Source organism: Enterococcus pernyi, from assembly GCF_045371165.1.
GTDB classification, from domain to species: Bacteria; Bacillota; Bacilli; order Lactobacillales; family Enterococcaceae; genus Enterococcus_B; species Enterococcus_B pernyi.
The window spans coordinates 74,289-92,242 of the sequence record NZ_JBIQDM010000004.1 but is presented as its reverse complement, the minus strand read 5'-3'; the positions used below and the strand labels follow the sequence as shown (position 1 = coordinate 92,242).

Below are 17,954 nucleotides of genomic sequence, written 5' to 3'. Positions count from 1 at the left end.
CTAAAAAAAAAACGGATTATTCCCAACACGATCCGACACTTATTCTTTCTTTTAATTGATAAAAAATGTAAAATAAAGAATAGCTAACAAATAAATAAAAAATAACATAAAAATGTTTGGTTAATAGGAGGTATAAAGTGAAAAACTTTTTGAAAAATTGGGGAATCTTGATCGTTATTTTAGCCGCCATCATTTTGGCAAGAGTCTATGTATTCACACCAGTCACAGTGAGTGGTCATTCCATGGACCCTTCGTTACATGATGGGCAACGTTTGATCTCATCTAAAATCTCAGATTTTGACCGCTGGGATATCATTACAACAAAAGAACCTGGGGATGAAGAACGGATGATCGTCAAACGAATCATTGGGATGCCAGGCGATACTGTGAAAATGGAAGATGATCAACTATACATCAATGGGGAAAAGCAAGATGAACCCTACTTAGATGAGTATAAAAAAGAATTTTCAGAAGACAAACTACAAGAGGAATATTCTTATAATTCAGCCTTCCAATCGCAAGCTGAAAATGCTGAAACGTTCACCAGTGATTTTGAATTCACTGTTCCGGAAGGACAATACTTGGTACTGGGCGACAATCGTTTGATCTCAAAAGACAGCCGCATGTTTGGTTTAGTCGATGAAGACTTGATCCAAGGTAAAGTCGTTTTCCGCTATTGGCCGTTGAATAAGATCAATATCATTTAATCGATGATACGTAATGCGATAGCGATATAACTCTAAACAGTAAAGATATACCCTGAAAAAACCTCAACATTCGTTTGGAATGTTGAGGTTTTTTTGTTATATAAACTACAACAACAAGTGATCAAGTATAATTTTTTTATAAAATTACGTTATTTTCAAAGTTTGTTCATAAAGTAAGGCTAAAGTGAAAGACACATAGATATAAATAACTATTAAAATATATAGGAGTGACAGCATGAAAAAATTCATCTCAATATTAGCTGTATCATCAGGACTGGTTTTGTTTTCTGCATGTTCAACAAATCCTTCAGATCAAGCTGCAGTGACGTATAAAGGCGGTACCATCTCAGAGCAGGAACTAGTGGACCACTTGAAAAAAATCAAGGGTGCGGAGACCGCTGTCCAAGATTTGATCATCTTCCAGATTTTTGAAGAAAATTATGGCGACAAAATTACGGCTGAAGATGTAGATAAAGAATACAACGCTAGCAAAGAAGCACTCGGTGATTCTTTCGATTCGCAATTGAAATTAGCGGGCTATACAACTGAATCTTATAAAGAAGAAATAAAAAGAGGGTTAGCTTACAAAGCAGGTTTACGAGCGAATGTCGAATTGACGGATGAAGATCTTAAAACAGCGTGGGAAAACTTCCATCCAGAAGTAGAGGCACAATTGATCAAAGTAAGTAGCGAAGATGAAGCCAAGGAAATCAAAAAGTCACTCGATGAAGGGGGCGACTTTGCTAAAATCGCCAAAGAAAAATCGACCGATGAAGCGACAAAAGAAAAGGATGGAGAAATCACCTTTGACTCGCAATCTAAAAGTGTGCCAACAGAAGTCAAACAAGCAGCGTTCAAACTTAAAAATGAGGAAGTATCTGATGTTATCACAGCGACTAATTCCTCTACGAACGCCACGGAATATTATCTTGTGAAAATGGTCAAACAACAAGAAAAAGGCAATGATATGTCGAAATATAAAGATGAATTAGAAAAAATAGCAACAGAGACAAAAATAGCAGATCCAACATTCCAACAAGAAGCTGTGCGTAATGAATTGAAAAAAGCAAATGTAAAAATCAAAGATGAAGATTTCAAAAACGTACTAAGTGGCTTGATGACGGAACCATCCACAAGCGAAAGTTCAACCGATGCTTCAACTGAAGCTTCGACAAGTACTTCGACAGATAGTTCAAACTAATTGATCAGTGGAAGAACTAAACAAATACGAACTCAATTAAAATAATCAAAAGAGGTCGGGACAGAAGTGTTCAGCCTCGAGAAATAAGGCGCCATCCACGAAAATTGTTCTTCAAATTTTTGTGGATGGCGCCTTATTTCCGAAGAGATTACTTCTGTTCCCGCCGTTTATTCGGTTTTAGGTGGTACAAGAGGACTAATGTCACAGACACTTTGCGTATTTATGAAAGGTTTTTTTATAGAAATAGAAAATGCTTATTCTTTGATTGCTATAGCCAAAAACAAAGAAGCATCTTGTTTCATGAACAAGTTTTTTCCGTGATGGAATGTTTCAATTGAGAGTGGTTTAAATCCAGCAAGCTTCAATTGTTCTCTTAGCTCCTCGTGGTCAAAACCATTATGGACTTTTGGATGCTGGATCTTTTCGTTCTTATCGAAGTCAACGATATAAAGTTTTCCGCTTGGATGAAGCATTTGCGAAAGTTGTTTTAAAATGACTTTCGTTTCTGGAATATGTAACAAGACTAAAGATAGTAAGATGATGTCGGCTTTCTCTGCCGGCAAATCCTTTGTAGCATCCAATTCAAGTGTTCGTACATTTGCTTGTTTTGCCTCTTTGATTTTTTTATCAGCCATCGCTAGCATTCCTGCGGCTGAATCTATAATGATCACTTCTTTAAAACGTGAGGCAAAGGGTAACGTGACAAGACCAGTTCCCCCACCGTAATCGATCAATTTCTGGTCATGAGTCTGTGCAGAAAATTCTTTTTCAACAGCTGAACGAATCGTAGCAGCTAATTGTATTCGTTCGGGGGTATCATAATGGTTCGCCATTTGGTGGAATATTTCGGACATAAGTGCCCTCCTTTATTTTTCATTCGATTATACCAAAAGAAGTGCGGGTAGTTTATTGATTTATAACGAAAATACCAACATTTACACTAGGGAAATCTCGCTTCGAAAATTCTCACTGTAAAAATGATTGAAAATCAAGTATAATACCATAGGAACAAACTGGAAGGTGAATGAGGACATGGCACAACTATTTTTTAAGTACGGCGCAATGAACAGCGGCAAGACAATCGAGATCTTAAAAGTCGCACATAATTATGAAGAACAAAACAAACCGGTTGTTTTGATGACCAGCGGAATCGATACAAGAGATGGCGTTGGCGTAGTTTCAAGCAGAATCGGGCTGAAACGTGAAGCAATTCCCATTTTTGAAACGACCGATGTATTTGAAGTCATCCAGCAGATGGAACATCCACCATTCTGTGTATTGATCGATGAAGCGCAGTTCTTAACAAAAGAACATGTCTTAGCATTCACGAGAATCGTTGATGAACTCAATATTCCGGTGATGGCGTTCGGATTAAAAAATGATTTTAGAAATGAATTATTTGAAGGATCGAAATATTTATTGCTTTATGCAGACAAAATCGAAGAAATGAAAACGATCTGTTGGTTCTGCCATAAAAAAGCAATGATGAATTTACATTATATAGACGGAACACCGGTGTACGAAGGAGATCAAGTCCAAATTGGTGGCAATGAAGCCTATTATCCCGTATGTCGAAAACACTATTTTCATCCATTGATGATCACAGAAGGAGATTAAGCATGTACGATCAATTACAATCAATCGAAGACCGTTACGAAGAGCTTGGGGAACTACTGAGTGACCCAGAAGTGATTTCAGATACGAAACGTTTCATGCAGCTTTCAAAAGAAGAAGCAAATACACGTGAAACGGTTGAAGTTTATCGTCGCTACAAGGAAGTTGTTCAAGGGATCAAAGATACAGAAGAATTACTCGGCGAAAAGTTAGACGACGAAATGGCAGAGATGGCTAAAGAAGAATTAGCTGATTTGAAAAAAGAAAAAGAAGAACTAGAAGAAAAAATCAAGATTTTGTTACTTCCAAAAGATCCAAACGATGACAAAAACATTATCATGGAGATTCGCGGAGCCGCTGGTGGCGACGAAGCCGCACTATTTGCAGGGGATCTTTTCTCGATGTATCAACGATACGCAGAGAGCCAAGGCTGGAAAACAGAAGTCTTGGAAGCAAGTGTGACAGGGATCGGTGGCTATAAAGAAGTCATCATGATGATCTCAGGTGAAAATGTCTATTCGAAATTAAAATATGAAAGTGGCGCACATCGGGTCCAACGTGTCCCTTCAACAGAATCTCAAGGACGTATCCATACATCAACGGCAACTGTCGTTGTCATGCCTGAAGCAGAAGAAGTAGAGATCGATCTGGCTGACAAGGATATCCGCGTCGATATTTACCACGCTTCTGGAGCCGGTGGACAGCATGTCAATAAGACAGCATCTGCGGTACGTTTGACTCACTTACCAACTGGAATCGTGGTGGCGATGCAAGATGAACGTTCACAATTGAAAAACCGTGAGAAAGCGATGAAAGTCTTACGTGCGCGCGTCTACGACAAGATCCAACAAGAAGCACAAAGCGAATATGATGCGAACCGTAAATCTGCGGTAGGGACTGGGGATCGTTCAGAGCGTATCCGTACGTATAACTTCCCTCAAAATCGCGTGACCGACCACCGTATTGGCTTGACGATCCAAAAATTGGATCAGATTCTAGCAGGAAAACTAGATGAGATCGTCGACGCATTGATCGTGTACGACCAAACATCTAAGTTGGAAGAGATGCAAAATGGATAAAACCTATCGAGAAGTCCTCACACGGGCTTCTTCTTTTTTAGAAGAACAAGGAGTAGAAGGGTATAATATCCAGTTTGTCTTTCTTGAACGAAAGCAGTGGACGAAACTGGATTGGCTCATGCGAATGAATGAACCGATCACAGCCGAGGATCAAGCCATGATCGATGCAGATATGCAACGACTAGTGCAACATTATCCGCCCCACTATTTATTAGGTTATGCTGAATTTTTTGATCACCGCTTGAAAGTCACGGAAGCAACTTTGATTCCTCGTCCAGAAACCGAAGAATTAGTCGCACTGTGTTTGGCAAAAACAAGCGAAGAAACCTTAAATGTCGTGGATATCGGTACAGGAACTGGAGCAATCGCCATCAGCTTGAAAGCTGCTAGAAAAAATTGGCAAGTCTCAGCAATTGATTTATCTTTAGAAGCACTAGCTGTCGCTAAGGAAAATGCAGAACATGAACAAACAACGATCAATTTTTATCATGGTGATACGTTGGAACCTGTCATGGATCAAACCTTTGATGTCATTATTTCTAATCCACCTTATATCAGTCGAGCAGAATGGTCGGTGATGGATCAGAGTGTACGAACCTATGAACCGAAGATGGCATTGTTTGCTGAAGAAGATGGTTTAGCGATCTACCAGAAAATCGCAAAGGAAGCTGCACAAATATTAGCTAGCGATGGACAACTTTTTTTAGAGATTGGTTTCCAACAAGGAGCAGCTGTCAAAGCAATCATGGAGCAAGCCTTTCCGACAAAAAAAGTACGGATCAAAAAAGATATGGCAGGAAATGATCGAATGATTTTTGTTACCAATTAGTTTGTGGATGAAAAAATTTTTTTCTGTTTTTTTATAATAAAAAAACACTGATTTGATAAGGATGAAAACGAATATTTTAGTTATCAACATGCTTATCCACTATTGACAAACTAGTTATCAACAATTTGTGTATAACTACCTGAAAAAACGGAATAAAACAAGGATTTTGAAAAAAGAGGATGTGGATAGACTGTGGAAACAATTAAATATGATGAAACACAATTGAATGAAGCTGCGAAGGAATTAGCAGTAGGAAATCTAGTGGCTTTTCCAACGGAAACTGTCTATGGATTAGGAGCTAATGCCCTTTTACCGGAGGCTGTCAAACAAGTCTTTACAGTGAAAGGTCGACCACAAGACAACCCATTGATCGTCCATGTCGCCTCCTTCGAACAAGTAAAAGAGTATGTGGACAACTTTCACCCATTAACAGAACAAATTGTGAAAAACTTCTGGCCAGGACCACTGACTTTGATTTTTCACATCAAAAAAGCTAGTTTACCAGGGATTGTCACTGGTGGTTTATCCACAGCTGCTTTTCGCATGCCAGATAACAAGAAAACGTTAGAATTAATCCAATTAGCAGGTGTACCACTTGTCGGGCCAAGTGCCAACACTTCAGGTAAACCGAGTCCAACAACAGCAGACCATGTCTTTCATGATCTAAATGGAAAAATCACAGGAATCATTGACGATGGGGCGACGAGGATCGGTGTGGAATCAACGGTACTTGATCTGAGTGACCCATCTGCACCGCCGATGATCTTACGACCAGGAGCAATCACGAAAGAGCAACTAGAAGCTGTCATTGAAAGTCCAGTGGCGACAGACCGCCATTTGGTCAAAGAATCTGAAACACCAAAATCACCGGGGATGAAATACAAACATTACTCACCTGATACTCGAGTACTAATGGTTGAAAAAAAGGATTGGCCAGAGGCGATCATCTGGACAAAAGAGCAAAAACTACGTACCGGTGTTTTAGCTGGACCAACAATTGCTGATCAGGTACGCAAGGATGTCGCAGCTGTGTATATGTATTACGATAATTCAGTAGAGGCAGCAACGAAAGGGTTGTTTGCGGGGTTACGTGGCTTAGATGATGATCGATTAGCTCTTGATCTGATTCTAGTACAAGTTGCACCTGAAGAAGGGCTAGGTATTGCTTATATGAATCGGTTGAAAAAAGCCGCAGGACAAAATTATTATAAAAAATGAACCAGAAGTGATTGCTGCAAAATCATTCTGTGATACAATCTAGGAAACAAACTAAAATAGCTATTTAAGAAATAATGTTCGTATTCTTAGCTAGTAATGTTTGGTCAACATCAAAAAAAGACAAATAAACTGAACAATCATTTGAAATTTAGAGAAGTTGACACATAAATAAATAAGGAGTTGTTGTTTGTGGTAGACTACAAAACGTTTGACCCTGATTTATGGGCAGCAATCGCAAAAGAAGAGGAAAGACAAGAAAACAATCTGGAGCTGATCGCTTCTGAAAACTTTGTCTCTGAAGCTGTGATGGCGGCACAAGGAAGTATTTTAACGAATAAGTACGCAGAAGGGTATCCAGGACGTCGCTATTATGGTGGGTGTGAATTTGTGGATATCGTTGAAAATCTGGCGATCGACCGTGCCAAAGAATTATTTGGTGCCGATTTTGTCAATGTTCAACCACACTCTGGATCACAAGCCAATACAGCTGCATATCTTGCGTTAGTTGAACCGGGGGATACGATCTTAGGAATGGATCTTTCTGCTGGCGGACATTTGACACATGGCTCTCCAGTCAATTTTAGTGGAAAAACGTACCACTTCGTTGCTTATGGTGTAGATCCGTCAACAGAAGTCATTGATTATAATGTCGTACGCATCTTAGCGAGAAAACATCAACCAAAATTGATCGTAGCAGGAGCAAGTGCCTATGGTCGGACGATCGATTTTGCAAAATTCAGAGAAATCGCGGACGAAGTTGGGGCAAAATTGATGGTCGATATGGCACACATTGCTGGTTTAGTTGCAGCGGGTGTCCATCCAAGCCCAATCCCTTATGCCGATATCACAACAACTACTACTCACAAAACATTACGAGGACCTCGTGGTGGGATGATCTTAACGAACAATGAAGAGCTGGCGAAAAAAATCAATAGCGCAGTCTTCCCAGGCATCCAAGGTGGCCCCTTGGAGCATGTGATTGCCGGAAAAGCTGCTGCATTTAAAGAAGCATTGACTCCTGAATTTAAGGAATATAGCGAACAAGTCATTGCCAATGCAAAAGCTATGGCAAAAGTATTCAATCAATCGATTGGTACCCGAGTGATTTCAGGTGCCACAGATAACCATTTGATTTTGATCGATGTACGTGACTTAGAATTGAACGGAAAAGAAGCAGAAGCGATTTTGGACAGTGTTCATATCACCGTCAATAAAAATTCGATTCCTTTTGAAACACTAAGCCCATTCAAAACAAGCGGTATCCGTATTGGGACACCAGCAATTACGACCCGTGGCTTCCGCGAAGAAGATGCGGCAAAAGTAGCTGAATTGATCGTCAAAGCCTTACAGGCAAAAGATGATGAAGCACAATTAGAAGAAGTGCGTGCAGGCGTCCGTGAATTAACAGAGCAATTTCCATTATATAAAAAATAAATAGTTTATAACTAAGAGTCATCAATAAGAAGGTAAGAGAATAGAAAAAGGTGAGACAACCAGGCATGTAGCTGTTTGGTTGTCTCACCTTTTTTCTGATTTTTCATCTTACTGCTCAGGTCAAAGCGCTTCTTTCACAACTTGGATAAACGGTGTTCGCAAGCCAGCTCCTTCAATATTAAGACAACAATTGAAAAATATGAGAAGCTATTTTCTCAATTGTTGCCTTAATACTTGGAGCTGAACGGCTTGCTCACAACCTAGATAAACGGTGTTCAAGAAGCAACACTTCGGTCATAAGCCAAAAAAATAAAAAATGAAATAGCCATTTTTTATTTTTCTGTCTTATGCCTTAGTGCTGAGCGCTTCTTTCACAACCTCTTTCAATCTGATTTTTTGACTTTTGTCTGGTTGCTCTCTAGTATATGAGGTGTAATTTTATTTGTTGCATTCAATTTAGGGAGGAATCCGTATGACTGATCGAATTTCATTAGAAAAAGAAGCAATTGAGTTTAGTGATGCTAATGCACCGCACCCGCGTATCTATGAATTACCTCCGGAAGAAGGGCGTGATCTTCTAGAAGAAGTTCAAAGTTCTTCTGTGGAAAAATTACCTGTGGATATCGAGGATTTGAAAATGGATACCAATGATTGGGGACAAATCAATGTGCGTTTTATCCGTCCTGAAGGAAATGTAGAAAAATTACCTGTCATATTTTATATACATGGTGCTGGTTGGGTATTTGGAAGTGCCAAGACACATGACAAATTGATTCGAGAATTGGCTGTTCGTACAAATTCGATCGTTATTTTTCCTGAGTATAGTCGTTCGCCAGAAGCAAAATATCCTACTGCCATCGAGCAAAACTACGCGATTTTGCAAAAACTTGCGGAGCTTTCTGAGTCGAAAGGCTTGGATCTTGAGAACTTGACAGTCGCTGGGGATTCCGTAGGTGGGAATATGGCAACGGTGATGACGATCCTTACAAAGCAACGTCAAGGATTACCAATCAAAAAACAATTACTATATTATCCTGTAACTGATGCAAATTTCGATACAGGTTCTTATAACCAATTCGCAGAGAATTACTTCTTAACAAAAGAAGGGATGCAATGGTTCTGGGATCAGTATACGACAGATGAAAAGAAACGAGCAGAAATCACTGCCTCACCTCTACGTGCAAGTAAAGAAGAATTGACAGGTTTACCACCTGCAATGATCTTGACTGGTGAAGCGGACGTGTTAAGAGATGAAGGAGAAGCATACGCTAGAAAACTTCGTGAAGCTGGTGTGGAAGTTACGCAAGTACGTTTCCAAGGGATCATCCATGATTTTGTCATGGTAAATGCGATGGACCAAACCAATGCGACACGAGCAGCAATGACTCTTTCCACAGAATGGCTAAAAAACTAGTTGTTTTTTGTCATCTTTATCCATTAATAAATTAGAAAAATAACAAAAAACGTCTGATTTTCAGGCGTTTTTGTTATTTTTTGCTGATTTTAAAAAGAACACCGCTTTGTTTTTTTATTTCTTTGATTTTCTTTAGGAAAATGACGGTTTAGACTAGTCAAGTCAGTGATTTTGTTTTACAATTAAAAAGAAACGAGAGAAAAAGGAGACAAAAAAATGGGCAAATTTCAAGTAATCGACCATCCATTGATCCAACACAAATTAACGATTATTCGCGACAAAAATTGTGGTACAAAAGTTTTCCGTGAGGTTGTTGATGAAATCGCTATGCTGATGGCATATGAAGTATCACGTGATATGCCACTTGAAGACATTGTCATCGAAACACCAATCACAGAAACAACACAAAAAACATTGTCTGGTAAAAAAGTAGCCATTATCCCAATCTTGCGCGCAGGTATTGGAATGGTTGACGGAATCTTAGAATTGATCCCAGCAGCTAAAGTCGGCCACATCGGATTATACAGAGATGAAGAAACATTGGCACCGCACGAGTATTTCGTTAAATTACCGGAAGATATCGACGCACGTCAATTATTCGTAGTTGATCCAATGTTAGCGACAGGTGGCTCAGCGATCATGGCGATCGATGCTCTGAAAGCACGTGGCGCTTCAAACATTAAATTTGTTTGCCTTGTTGCAGCTCCAGAAGGTGTTAAAGCCTTACAAGAAGCACATCCAGATATTGATATCTATACTGCTTCATTAGATGAAAAATTAAACGACAAAGGCTATATCGTTCCTGGTCTAGGCGATGCTGGCGACCGTTTATTTGGTACTAAATAGGAAAAATCAGCTATACAAAAAATCTGGGATTTTCCCAGATTTTTTTTTATTTCATTCAGTCAAAATAAAAACCATCCACTTGATGGATGGTTGAAAAAACTAAATCTTACTCATATCTTTGTAATTGATAATGACGACGCCTTTACTTTGGGCCATCAAATCGGTATTCTCATTAGTTTCATCAATTGCAACAACAGCAGAGTTTTTCAATTGCTTGGAAATCGTTCCGGTTTGCGTTTTTCCGTGAATCATAAAGGTAACATGTGTATCAGTGGTAAATTTTTCTCCAAATTCTGACGGTTCGACCTTTGTTTCAAATTTTCCAAAAGTTGCCATTTTCATAAAACCTGCCTTTCATCTATAATTATAGCACATTTTTTGAAAAAAATCATGAAAGTAGAAAAATCTTCCACATTACCCCTTTACATTTCTTAACATAACGACTATAATTTCTCTTGGAAACGCCAGCTTAGCTCAGTTGGTAGAGCAACGCACTCGTAACGCGTAGGTCGTAGGTTCGATCCCTATAGCTGGCATACGATAAAAGCAGACATATCAAGGTTTTTACGCCTTCGATATGACTGCTTTTTGTTTTTTTGAAAAGTGAATGACTAAAAATGCCTACTTACAATAATTTTATTCCAATTGTTCATTTTGATTGATGAGACACGAAAATAAAAAATTTTACTTGCATTTTCGAATTATTTTAAACGAATTTTAATCATAGGTCAAAAAGTTTTTTAATATTCTATTAGTTGCCATTTCATAGGCATATAATCGTATTCTATTCATGCAATTAACACTAATTAAGTGGTTATGTTTAACCTACATTTTATTTTTATGTGTTTTTTTTAAGGTTGACACATGTGAGCTTTAAGAATATACTCTAAACGAATTGAATATTTCTTCGGGGCAGGGTGTAATTCCCGACCGACGGTGACGAGTTTACTCGAAGTCCGTGAACCACATTTTTGTGGTTGAGCTAGTGAAAATCTGGCACCGACAGTTAAAGTCTGGATGGGAGAAGAAAAATCGACTGAAGATCGGTTTTATTTGTATTAAAATCGATTATCTTTAAGTTTATTTAGTTATGCCCTGTGATTAAATTCGCAGGGCATTTTTTGTTGAAAGGGGGAATTGATATGCACCAGTCTTTCATGTTAGCTGCGATTGAAGAGGCAAGAAAAGGAAAGGGAAAGACCTTTACCAATCCATTAGTTGGAGCTGCGATTGTTAAAGAAGGAAAGCTACTCTCACTAGGTGCGCATTTACATTATGGTGAGGCTCACGCTGAAGTAAATGCTATTCAAAATTGTGGTTCCCCCGAAGAACTGTTTGATTCAACTTTATATGTTACTTTAGAACCTTGTAACCACCAAGGAAAACAGCCACCTTGTACGCAAGCCATTGTCCAGTCTGGTATCACAACGGTAGTCATAGGCCAACTTGATCCAAATCCTTTAGTAGCAGGAAAAGGCAGAAAATTTTTACAAAAGCATGGAATCAAAGTAATTGTAGGCGTAGAAGAAGAGAAATGTAGAGCATTGAATCCTTTTTATAACCATTTTTTTGAAATGGATCGTCCCTACATCACGTTAAAACAAGCTGTTACACTAGATGGGAAAATTTCTATACAGAAAGATTCTAGGTACTCAATAACAGGCTCAGAGGCAATCTCAAGAGTTCGCAAAGAGCGAGGAGAATATCAAGGAATCGTGGTAGGGAGCGAAACCGTTCTAATTGATGACCCTCGTTTGTTACCTGATGTTGAAACTATCTTCCCGCCAGTACGCATTGTTTTGGATCGTAGAGGACGGATACTTAAAAGCCCTAAACTCGATCTTTTTCAAACGACAACAAGTCCGGTCTGGATATTTACGGAAAATCCTAAGCTAGAGGAACTATTTTCCCATGTAACCATTTTTTATACACCTAAGTTTTCTTTTCCATTCTTTATTGAGACCATGAGAAAGAAAGGTATTCAGTCGTTGTATATAGAAGGTGGAGCGAAAATCCATGATGTTTTTTTAGCAGAAAGTCTCTGGGATGAAGTCATCAGTTATATTGCACCCAAACTTTTTGGTGGAAAAAGTCCGATGTCTTTTCATAGTGAACGTTTAGTTTCTAAAGATCAACAATTAGAATTTTTGGAAGTTGAACAGCTTGGAGAAGACATTCGAGTTAGGGGGAAACGAAAGCAATGTTCACAGGATTAATCATTGAACAAGGAACAGTCAAAGAAATTCGACGAAAGCAACAAATGATCCAACTCACTTTTCAAACTTCCAATAGTGTCCTACGTGATTACAAAATTGGAGATAGTATGGCAGTCAATGGGGTATGTTTAACTGCTATTGAGGTTTCAAGTACTTTTTTTAGAGCTGAAATAATGCCTGAAACCTTTAAAAGGACCACTTTCTCCACCTTAAAAGTTGGAGATAGGGTAAATTTAGAACGAGCAGTTTCCATGACACAACGCTTTGAAGGCCATTTTGTTTCGGGACATATTGATACTGTTACAAGATTGATCAAAAAAATAGAGAATCAAAACGCATTAGTTTTGACATTTGCTTACCCAACCAAATATGAAGGTGAAATCATTCCACAAGGATCAATTGCAATTAATGGAGTAAGTTTAACAGTTACGGATACAACAGCAGCAAGCTTTTCAGTTAGTCTGATTCCACATTCCAAATCTTTGACAAATCTAGGGAATTTAGGTGTAGGACATCTTGTGAATATAGAAACGGATATCGTTGGAAAATATGTAAAGGCACAGAGAAAAAAATTTGAGAGGTACAAGGAGAAGGACTTACTATGAGTAATATTACTGAAGCAATAAAGACTTTGAAAAAGGGCGGTCTAATCATTGTAGCTGATGATGAAGATAGAGAATCAGAAGGAGATTTAGTTGGTTTAGCCGAATATGTGACACCTGAGGCGGTTAATTTCATGATTAAATTTGGTCGAGGATTAATATGTGCGCCAATATCTAAGAAGATTGCGCAACACTTATCTTTAGAAGAAATGACAACTCATAATACTGATGCGTTTGGTACAGCTTTTACGATTAGTGTGGATCATAAACATACGAAAACTGGTATTTCAGCATTTGATCGAGCTACTTCCATTAAAGCATTGGCTGATCCTCATTCGAAATCAAGTGATTTTCTTAGACCAGGACATATTTTTCCTTTGATTAGTGTAGATGGTGGAACGCTTATACGTCGAGGACACACCGAAGCTGCAATTGATTTGGCCAAATTAGCTAATAGTATGGAGGCCGCTTATATTTGTGAGATCCTGAAAGAGGACGGGACGATGGCAAGGATGAAAGATCTGACACGTTTATCTAAAGAATGGCAATTACCCTTGATCACTATTGAAGAGTTGGTAAATTTTTTAGAAGAAAGTAGTCATATAACAGTAAATTTACCGACAGATTATGGTGATTTCAAATTGACTATTTATGAAGATGGAGAAAAGCTGGAGCATTTATTGCTAACAAAAGGAGATATTCAAAATAGTCAGTCTCCTACATTAGTCCGTGTTCATTCAGAATGTTTAACTGGTGATGTCTTTGGTTCTCATCGTTGCGATTGTGGTGAACAGTTACATGAAGCAATGAGAATGATTGCAGAAGAGGGGACTGGAGCTATTCTTTATCTTCGCCAAGAAGGTCGTGGAATTGGATTGAGAAATAAGTTAAAAGCTTATCAATTGCAAGAACAAGGGTTTGATACTTATGAAGCAAATATTGAATTGGGCTTTGCTCCGGATGAACGGGATTATCACTTTGCAGCAGACATTTTAAAATCAATTGGTGCAACTTCTATTCGGTTACTTACAAACAATCCTGATAAAGTAACAGAGTTACAAAAAGATGGAATTACGATTGTAGAAAGAGTACCCATTGAAACCTTTCCACAAAAGGAAAACCAAGCCTATTTAAAAACAAAAAAAGATAAGTTCAATCATTATTTATCAGTATAAAAATAAAGGAGTGAAGACATGACGATTTATGAGGGAAATTATTCTACAAAGGATCTTCGAATAGGGATAGTAGTCGCGCGATTTAATGAATTTATCAATCAAAAATTGTTACAAGGAGCGTTGGATAATTTAAAAAGACATGGCGTTAAAGAAGAACAAATTGATATATATTGGGTACCGGGAGCTTTTGAAATTCCTTTTATTACCAAAAAACTCAGCAAAAAGGATAGTTATGATGGGTTGATTACGTTGGGGACAGTGATCAGAGGCGCAACTACTCATTATGAATTAGTTTCCAATGAGGTAGCAAAAGGTGTCGCACATATTAACCTAGAATCCAATATTCCCGTGATGTTCGGTGTATTAACCACAGAATCCATTGAGCAAGCAATTGAAAGAGCAGGTACGAAAGCAGGAAATAAAGGTAGTGAAGCTGCTCAAGGGTTAATTGAGATGATTTCTCTTTCACAACAAATTTAAGAATTATTATTTTTTTAAATATGATGATTTTACTGCGGATATACTAACCTTAGATTCAAATCAGTTATGAGGGGGAAATAATCATTAGTCATCTATTTTTGTTGATGATTCATTTCACTATTCTTAGCAATTGTAGTGTCAATTCCCTTTACAAGTAACGTGTAGGTTTGATTCCTATAGTTGGCACACTAGATAAACACCGTCATATAAAGGTTTATACCTATATATTGACGGTGTATTTTGTGTTTTATACTGTTGCTTTGAATATTGCTGCTTTTTCAAATGATACTAAAGGAGAAAAATGAATTTCAATATCACCTGTTTGATTTAAACCAAAATGGGCTATAACGTCCATCTGTTTTCCTGGTGCAACAGACCCCAAGGTATTTTCATTCGCATAGCTTTCAGATTTTTTATCGTCCGATCCATACACTTCCACATCGGCACCTACAGGAATGTCTGAGTCACTTTCATTTTTTACAGTATAATTGATTTTGACTACGTTTGCTGGTTGTTCATCTTCAAATTGATTTCTTTCGTCAGTTAGTTCAACACTATTGAGAGTGTATGAAGCATCCCCGACTTTAACAGTATCCCCAATTTTATAGAATTCAATAGCGTTACTCGATGATTGAGTAGTTTTAGTTGTTTCAGTTTGATTTTGTGAGGATATCTTTTCTCCACCATTTTTATTATTACTTTCACCTAATGAACCGCCAATAATTGCGATAATAATTACTGCTAGTACCCAGAACCAAACTTTTTTATAGAAAGGTTTAGTTACTTTATACATCTTTCCATCTTGTCCCATTACTTTTTTTGCCATTTTACAATTCCTCATTTCTTGTTATAATATACTTTGTTATTTCAGAGACAAGTAATTAGTCCGTGTTGCAGCACGGACTTTTTCGTATATTAGTTGTTTTCTTTCTATACATATATAATATTTAAAAGTTCCGTAATGTTACAATATTTTACTCAACACATTTTTCATATTGCTGATATATTTCATGATTTCCCTTGGAAGATATGTCATTTGGGTCTCGTAATATCTCAGCATCGACGTCGAAAGTTTAAATGTAAGATTATTAAAATCATGATTTTTAAAAATATGTTTGAGTGATAGAAATTCCCACTGTTTCATGAAGCTAATGTGATAAAAAACCATTATAATAATATCAAATATTTTTAAATATGTAAAAAAATATTTGTTTTTTTATGTGTATCTAAAATAAGAAAAAATTACCTTAAAAAAACGTTTATTTTTTATATTAATGTTATATATTTTGATTCATTTTTAAGAAAACGCTATCAAAAACATCCTGACACTGTTACACTTTAACTAAATGAGTGAAAGGAAGTGGACAGCAATGGATTTAGTGATTGCAAAAGATTATGAAACGCTTAGTGAAGTGACAGCGGGGATCGTCTTGGAAAAAATGTTGAAGAAAAAACGAGTGAATTTGTCTTTGACGACAGGAAATTCGCCTAAGATGGCGTACGAGATTTTAGTGGAGACGCTTAGTAAATTACAGATGGATACATCGATGATCCATTATTATAATTTTGATGAAGTGGCATTAAAGGACAAGCAGTATGGTCTGACTATGTCAGGACTGAAAGAAGCCCTTTATGATCCTATAGGGGTCGCTACTGAAAATATCCATGAACTGACTATTGATAATTATCAAGATGTGGATAAACGAATGGCGCAAGCGGGTGGATTGGATCTAGTCTTGATGGGGCTTGGTGAAGATGGTCATTTTTGTGGAAACATGCCTGGATATACGGATTTTAGTAAGGAGACTTATAGCATTCCAGTCATTCCAGGAGATCAGATGTATGAATCGTTAAAAGAACATCTGGGAGAAGAACCTGGTGATTACTTTGTGACATTTGGGCCAAAGACGGTCATGGCAGCGAAACAGTTAGTATTGATCGTTAACGGGGAGCATAAAGCAGAGATCATCAAACAAGTGATCGAAGGACCAGTAACAGAGCAGATTCCTGCATCGATCTTGATGACTCATCCCGATATCACAGTGATTTTAGATGAAGCAGCTGCAAAATTATTAAAATAAATAGTCATATCAATGGATTGTTTCAAAGAACAACACAGAATCCACGAAAATCATATTACCGATTTTTGTGGATTTTTTTGCATGTCTGAATTTAACTGTAGACTCGTTTTCCATCGTATTCTCCGGTAGAATAGATAAGAAAACAGACTATATCGTTCATTGGCGAAAAACTGCCAGAATAGGAGAAAGAGATGAATCAGTTTTATAAGAGAATCCAATATAAATTTTCTGAATTAAATCAAGTGGAAAAAAATATCTTAGATTATTGTTTGCATCAATCAAGAAAAGTTTCCTCCATGACAGCCGAAGAATTAGCGAGTGAAACATTTTCCAGCCAATCGACTATTACTCGAATGGCAAAAAAGCTTGGCTTTAAAGGATTTCAAGAATTTAAGTTTGCCCTTAAAAGTTACCGGTCATTAGAAGAAACGAGTGGTTCTACTGATGTGTCGGATGAATTCAAACCATTGATCAATGAAATCCTTCGTCAGTTTACAGAGACGTTAGAAAAAATCGAGCCGAAACAAATCGATCGCGCAGTCAATATGATTAAAGAAGCACAACGTATTGAACTGTTTGCTGTAGGGCAAAGTATTCCGGTCGCTGTTTCCCTGAATCGAAAATTGCATTTTCTTGGTAAAAATGTGGGGCATTCAACCGATTGGGACGAATTGCTAGCAGTGAGTAAACAACTAGGAGAAGGAGATCTTGCTATTTTTATTAGTCATAGTGGGGAAACATTAGGAATGCTCGATTATGCTAAACGACTAAAGGAGCGAAATGTTCCTCTGCTGTCTTTTATTGGTCAACCGACAAGTTCTTTAGAAGAATTGTCGACGGTCGCATTTATTGCAGAAATGTTGACGATCTATCATCAGAATATTGATTTGAGTCCAAGAGTTTCAATGGATATCTTGTTAGATATTTTGATGATCCATTATGCGAAACAAGTCATTTCTCAGAATGGAGATTCTAATTTATGAATGCCCATTCTACATGGACAGGAAGTATTGCAACCGCCTTTGTCATCGCTTACATTTTAAGGGTAAGAAATAGAG

18 protein-coding genes, 1 tRNA gene and 1 riboswitch are annotated in these 17,954 nt (G+C 37.7%); of the genes, 16 read left to right on the top strand and 3 right to left on the bottom strand.

Annotation, left to right across the window (positions count from 1 at the left end; translation table 11 throughout):
* Window positions 1-137: 137 nt before the first annotated feature.
* Window positions 138-707 carry a signal peptidase I gene (gene lepB / locus ACH0AK_RS06545; RefSeq protein ID WP_224434234.1) on the top strand — a complete coding sequence of 190 codons (570 nt, stop codon included), beginning with the start codon at window positions 138-140 and terminating at the stop codon, window positions 705-707.
* A 235-nt stretch (window positions 708-942) separates the two neighbouring features.
* On the top strand, window positions 943-1,908 hold the full coding sequence (locus tag ACH0AK_RS06540) for a peptidylprolyl isomerase (RefSeq protein WP_499796802.1): 966 nt from the start codon (window positions 943-945) through the stop codon (window positions 1,906-1,908).
* 254 nt (window positions 1,909-2,162) lie between these two features.
* On the opposite strand, the gene ACH0AK_RS06535 is transcribed toward ACH0AK_RS06540, so the two are convergent.
* Window positions 2,163-2,762, bottom strand: a complete 600-nt coding sequence (locus ACH0AK_RS06535) for a class I SAM-dependent methyltransferase (protein WP_153830075.1) — start codon at window positions 2,760-2,762, stop codon at window positions 2,163-2,165.
* 178 nt (window positions 2,763-2,940) lie between these two features.
* Here ACH0AK_RS06535 and ACH0AK_RS06530 point away from each other — a divergent pair, with 178 nt between their 5' ends.
* The 7 genes from ACH0AK_RS06530 (at window position 2,941) to upp (ending at window position 10,342) form a co-directional block, all read left to right on the top strand.
* On the top strand, window positions 2,941-3,525 hold the full coding sequence (locus ACH0AK_RS06530) for a thymidine kinase (RefSeq protein WP_010736627.1): 585 nt from the start codon (window positions 2,941-2,943) through the stop codon (window positions 3,523-3,525).
* Between the two features lie 2 nt (window positions 3,526-3,527).
* Window positions 3,528-4,601: a peptide chain release factor 1 gene (gene prfA, locus ACH0AK_RS06525; RefSeq protein ID WP_010736626.1), complete on the top strand. Its 1,074-nt coding sequence runs from the start codon at window positions 3,528-3,530 to the stop codon at window positions 4,599-4,601.
* Window positions 4,594-5,430 carry a peptide chain release factor N(5)-glutamine methyltransferase gene (prmC, locus tag ACH0AK_RS06520; protein WP_010736625.1) on the top strand — a complete coding sequence of 279 codons (837 nt, stop codon included), beginning with the start codon at window positions 4,594-4,596 and terminating at the stop codon, window positions 5,428-5,430. Before prfA ends, prmC begins: the two co-directional genes overlap by 8 nt.
* Window positions 5,431-5,622: 192 nt before the next feature.
* Entirely contained in the window at window positions 5,623-6,648 is a 1,026-nt protein-coding gene (locus ACH0AK_RS06515) for an L-threonylcarbamoyladenylate synthase (protein ID WP_226076106.1), read from the top strand.
* Between the two features lie 189 nt (window positions 6,649-6,837).
* Window positions 6,838-8,082 carry a serine hydroxymethyltransferase gene (gene glyA, locus ACH0AK_RS06510; protein ID WP_010736623.1) on the top strand — a complete coding sequence of 415 codons (1,245 nt, stop codon included), beginning with the start codon at window positions 6,838-6,840 and terminating at the stop codon, window positions 8,080-8,082.
* A gap of 472 nt (window positions 8,083-8,554) precedes the next feature.
* On the top strand, window positions 8,555-9,496 hold the full coding sequence (locus ACH0AK_RS06505) for an alpha/beta hydrolase (protein WP_010736622.1): 942 nt from the start codon (window positions 8,555-8,557) through the stop codon (window positions 9,494-9,496).
* A gap of 216 nt (window positions 9,497-9,712) precedes the next feature.
* Entirely contained in the window at window positions 9,713-10,342 is a 630-nt protein-coding gene (upp, locus tag ACH0AK_RS06500) for a uracil phosphoribosyltransferase (protein WP_010736621.1), read from the top strand.
* A 99-nt stretch (window positions 10,343-10,441) separates the two neighbouring features.
* Here upp and ACH0AK_RS06495 read toward each other — a convergent pair whose 3' ends face one another.
* On the bottom strand, window positions 10,442-10,684 hold the full coding sequence (locus ACH0AK_RS06495) for a hypothetical protein (RefSeq protein WP_010736620.1): 243 nt from the start codon (window positions 10,682-10,684) through the stop codon (window positions 10,442-10,444).
* Between the two features lie 121 nt (window positions 10,685-10,805).
* Between ACH0AK_RS06495 and ACH0AK_RS06490 the strand changes: the two genes are divergently transcribed.
* The 5 genes from ACH0AK_RS06490 (at window position 10,806) to ribH (ending at window position 14,815) form a co-directional block, all read left to right on the top strand.
* Window positions 10,806-10,878 (top strand) — tRNA-Thr (locus ACH0AK_RS06490).
* 363 nt (window positions 10,879-11,241) lie between these two features.
* Window positions 11,242-11,375: riboswitch (FMN riboswitch) on the top strand.
* A gap of 109 nt (window positions 11,376-11,484) precedes the next feature.
* Window positions 11,485-12,558, top strand: a complete 1,074-nt coding sequence (gene ribD / locus ACH0AK_RS06485; RefSeq protein ID WP_499796801.1) for a bifunctional diaminohydroxyphosphoribosylaminopyrimidine deaminase/5-amino-6-(5-phosphoribosylamino)uracil reductase RibD — start codon at window positions 11,485-11,487, stop codon at window positions 12,556-12,558.
* Window positions 12,543-13,163: a riboflavin synthase gene (ribE, locus tag ACH0AK_RS06480; RefSeq protein ID WP_023520271.1), complete on the top strand. Its 621-nt coding sequence runs from the start codon at window positions 12,543-12,545 to the stop codon at window positions 13,161-13,163. Before ribD ends, ribE begins: the two co-directional genes overlap by 16 nt.
* The gene (locus ACH0AK_RS06475) at window positions 13,160-14,335 is read left to right on the top strand and encodes a bifunctional 3,4-dihydroxy-2-butanone-4-phosphate synthase/GTP cyclohydrolase II (protein ID WP_023520270.1); all 1,176 of its coding nucleotides are present in this window, start codon (window positions 13,160-13,162) and stop codon (window positions 14,333-14,335) included. Before ribE ends, ACH0AK_RS06475 begins: the two co-directional genes overlap by 4 nt.
* An 18-nt stretch (window positions 14,336-14,353) precedes the next feature.
* Window positions 14,354-14,815 (top strand): 6,7-dimethyl-8-ribityllumazine synthase, encoded by a 462-nt coding sequence (ribH, locus tag ACH0AK_RS06470; protein WP_062805754.1) that lies wholly within the window; start codon window positions 14,354-14,356, stop codon window positions 14,813-14,815.
* A gap of 247 nt (window positions 14,816-15,062) precedes the next feature.
* On the opposite strand, the gene ACH0AK_RS06465 is transcribed toward ribH, so the two are convergent.
* The gene (locus tag ACH0AK_RS06465; RefSeq protein WP_010734606.1) at window positions 15,063-15,641 is read right to left on the bottom strand and encodes a DUF4352 domain-containing protein; all 579 of its coding nucleotides are present in this window, start codon (window positions 15,639-15,641) and stop codon (window positions 15,063-15,065) included.
* A 544-nt stretch (window positions 15,642-16,185) separates the two neighbouring features.
* Here ACH0AK_RS06465 and ACH0AK_RS06460 point away from each other — a divergent pair.
* Window positions 16,186-16,896 carry a glucosamine-6-phosphate deaminase gene (locus ACH0AK_RS06460; RefSeq protein ID WP_010734607.1) on the top strand — a complete coding sequence of 237 codons (711 nt, stop codon included), beginning with the start codon at window positions 16,186-16,188 and terminating at the stop codon, window positions 16,894-16,896.
* A 191-nt stretch (window positions 16,897-17,087) separates the two neighbouring features.
* The gene (locus ACH0AK_RS06455; protein ID WP_499796800.1) at window positions 17,088-17,879 is read left to right on the top strand and encodes a MurR/RpiR family transcriptional regulator; all 792 of its coding nucleotides are present in this window, start codon (window positions 17,088-17,090) and stop codon (window positions 17,877-17,879) included.
* Window positions 17,880-17,954 lie beyond the last annotated feature (75 nt).

Excerpts from the sequence above, each read along its gene's own strand:
- ACH0AK_RS06540 (WP_499796802.1), top strand. The coding sequence starts at position 943 with ATGAAAAAATTCATCTCAATATTAGCTGTATCATCAGGACTGGTTTTG.
- ACH0AK_RS06535 (WP_153830075.1), bottom strand. The coding sequence starts at position 2,762 with ATGTCCGAAATATTCCACCAAATGGCGAACCATTATGATACCCCCGAA.
- ACH0AK_RS06530 (WP_010736627.1), top strand. The coding sequence starts at position 2,941 with ATGGCACAACTATTTTTTAAGTACGGCGCAATGAACAGCGGCAAGACA.
- prfA (WP_010736626.1), top strand. The coding sequence starts at position 3,528 with ATGTACGATCAATTACAATCAATCGAAGACCGTTACGAAGAGCTTGGG.
- prmC (WP_010736625.1), top strand. The coding sequence starts at position 4,594 with ATGGATAAAACCTATCGAGAAGTCCTCACACGGGCTTCTTCTTTTTTA.
- ACH0AK_RS06505 (WP_010736622.1), top strand. The coding sequence starts at position 8,555 with ATGACTGATCGAATTTCATTAGAAAAAGAAGCAATTGAGTTTAGTGAT.
- upp (WP_010736621.1), top strand. The coding sequence starts at position 9,713 with ATGGGCAAATTTCAAGTAATCGACCATCCATTGATCCAACACAAATTA.
- ACH0AK_RS06495 (WP_010736620.1), bottom strand. The coding sequence starts at position 10,684 with ATGAAAATGGCAACTTTTGGAAAATTTGAAACAAAGGTCGAACCGTCA.
- ribD (WP_499796801.1), top strand. The coding sequence starts at position 11,485 with ATGCACCAGTCTTTCATGTTAGCTGCGATTGAAGAGGCAAGAAAAGGA.
- ribE (WP_023520271.1), top strand. The coding sequence starts at position 12,543 with ATGTTCACAGGATTAATCATTGAACAAGGAACAGTCAAAGAAATTCGA.
- ACH0AK_RS06475 (WP_023520270.1), top strand. The coding sequence starts at position 13,160 with ATGAGTAATATTACTGAAGCAATAAAGACTTTGAAAAAGGGCGGTCTA.
- ribH (WP_062805754.1), top strand. The coding sequence starts at position 14,354 with ATGACGATTTATGAGGGAAATTATTCTACAAAGGATCTTCGAATAGGG.
- ACH0AK_RS06465 (WP_010734606.1), bottom strand. The coding sequence starts at position 15,641 with ATGGCAAAAAAAGTAATGGGACAAGATGGAAAGATGTATAAAGTAACT.
- ACH0AK_RS06460 (WP_010734607.1), top strand. The coding sequence starts at position 16,186 with ATGGATTTAGTGATTGCAAAAGATTATGAAACGCTTAGTGAAGTGACA.
- ACH0AK_RS06455 (WP_499796800.1), top strand. The coding sequence starts at position 17,088 with ATGAATCAGTTTTATAAGAGAATCCAATATAAATTTTCTGAATTAAAT.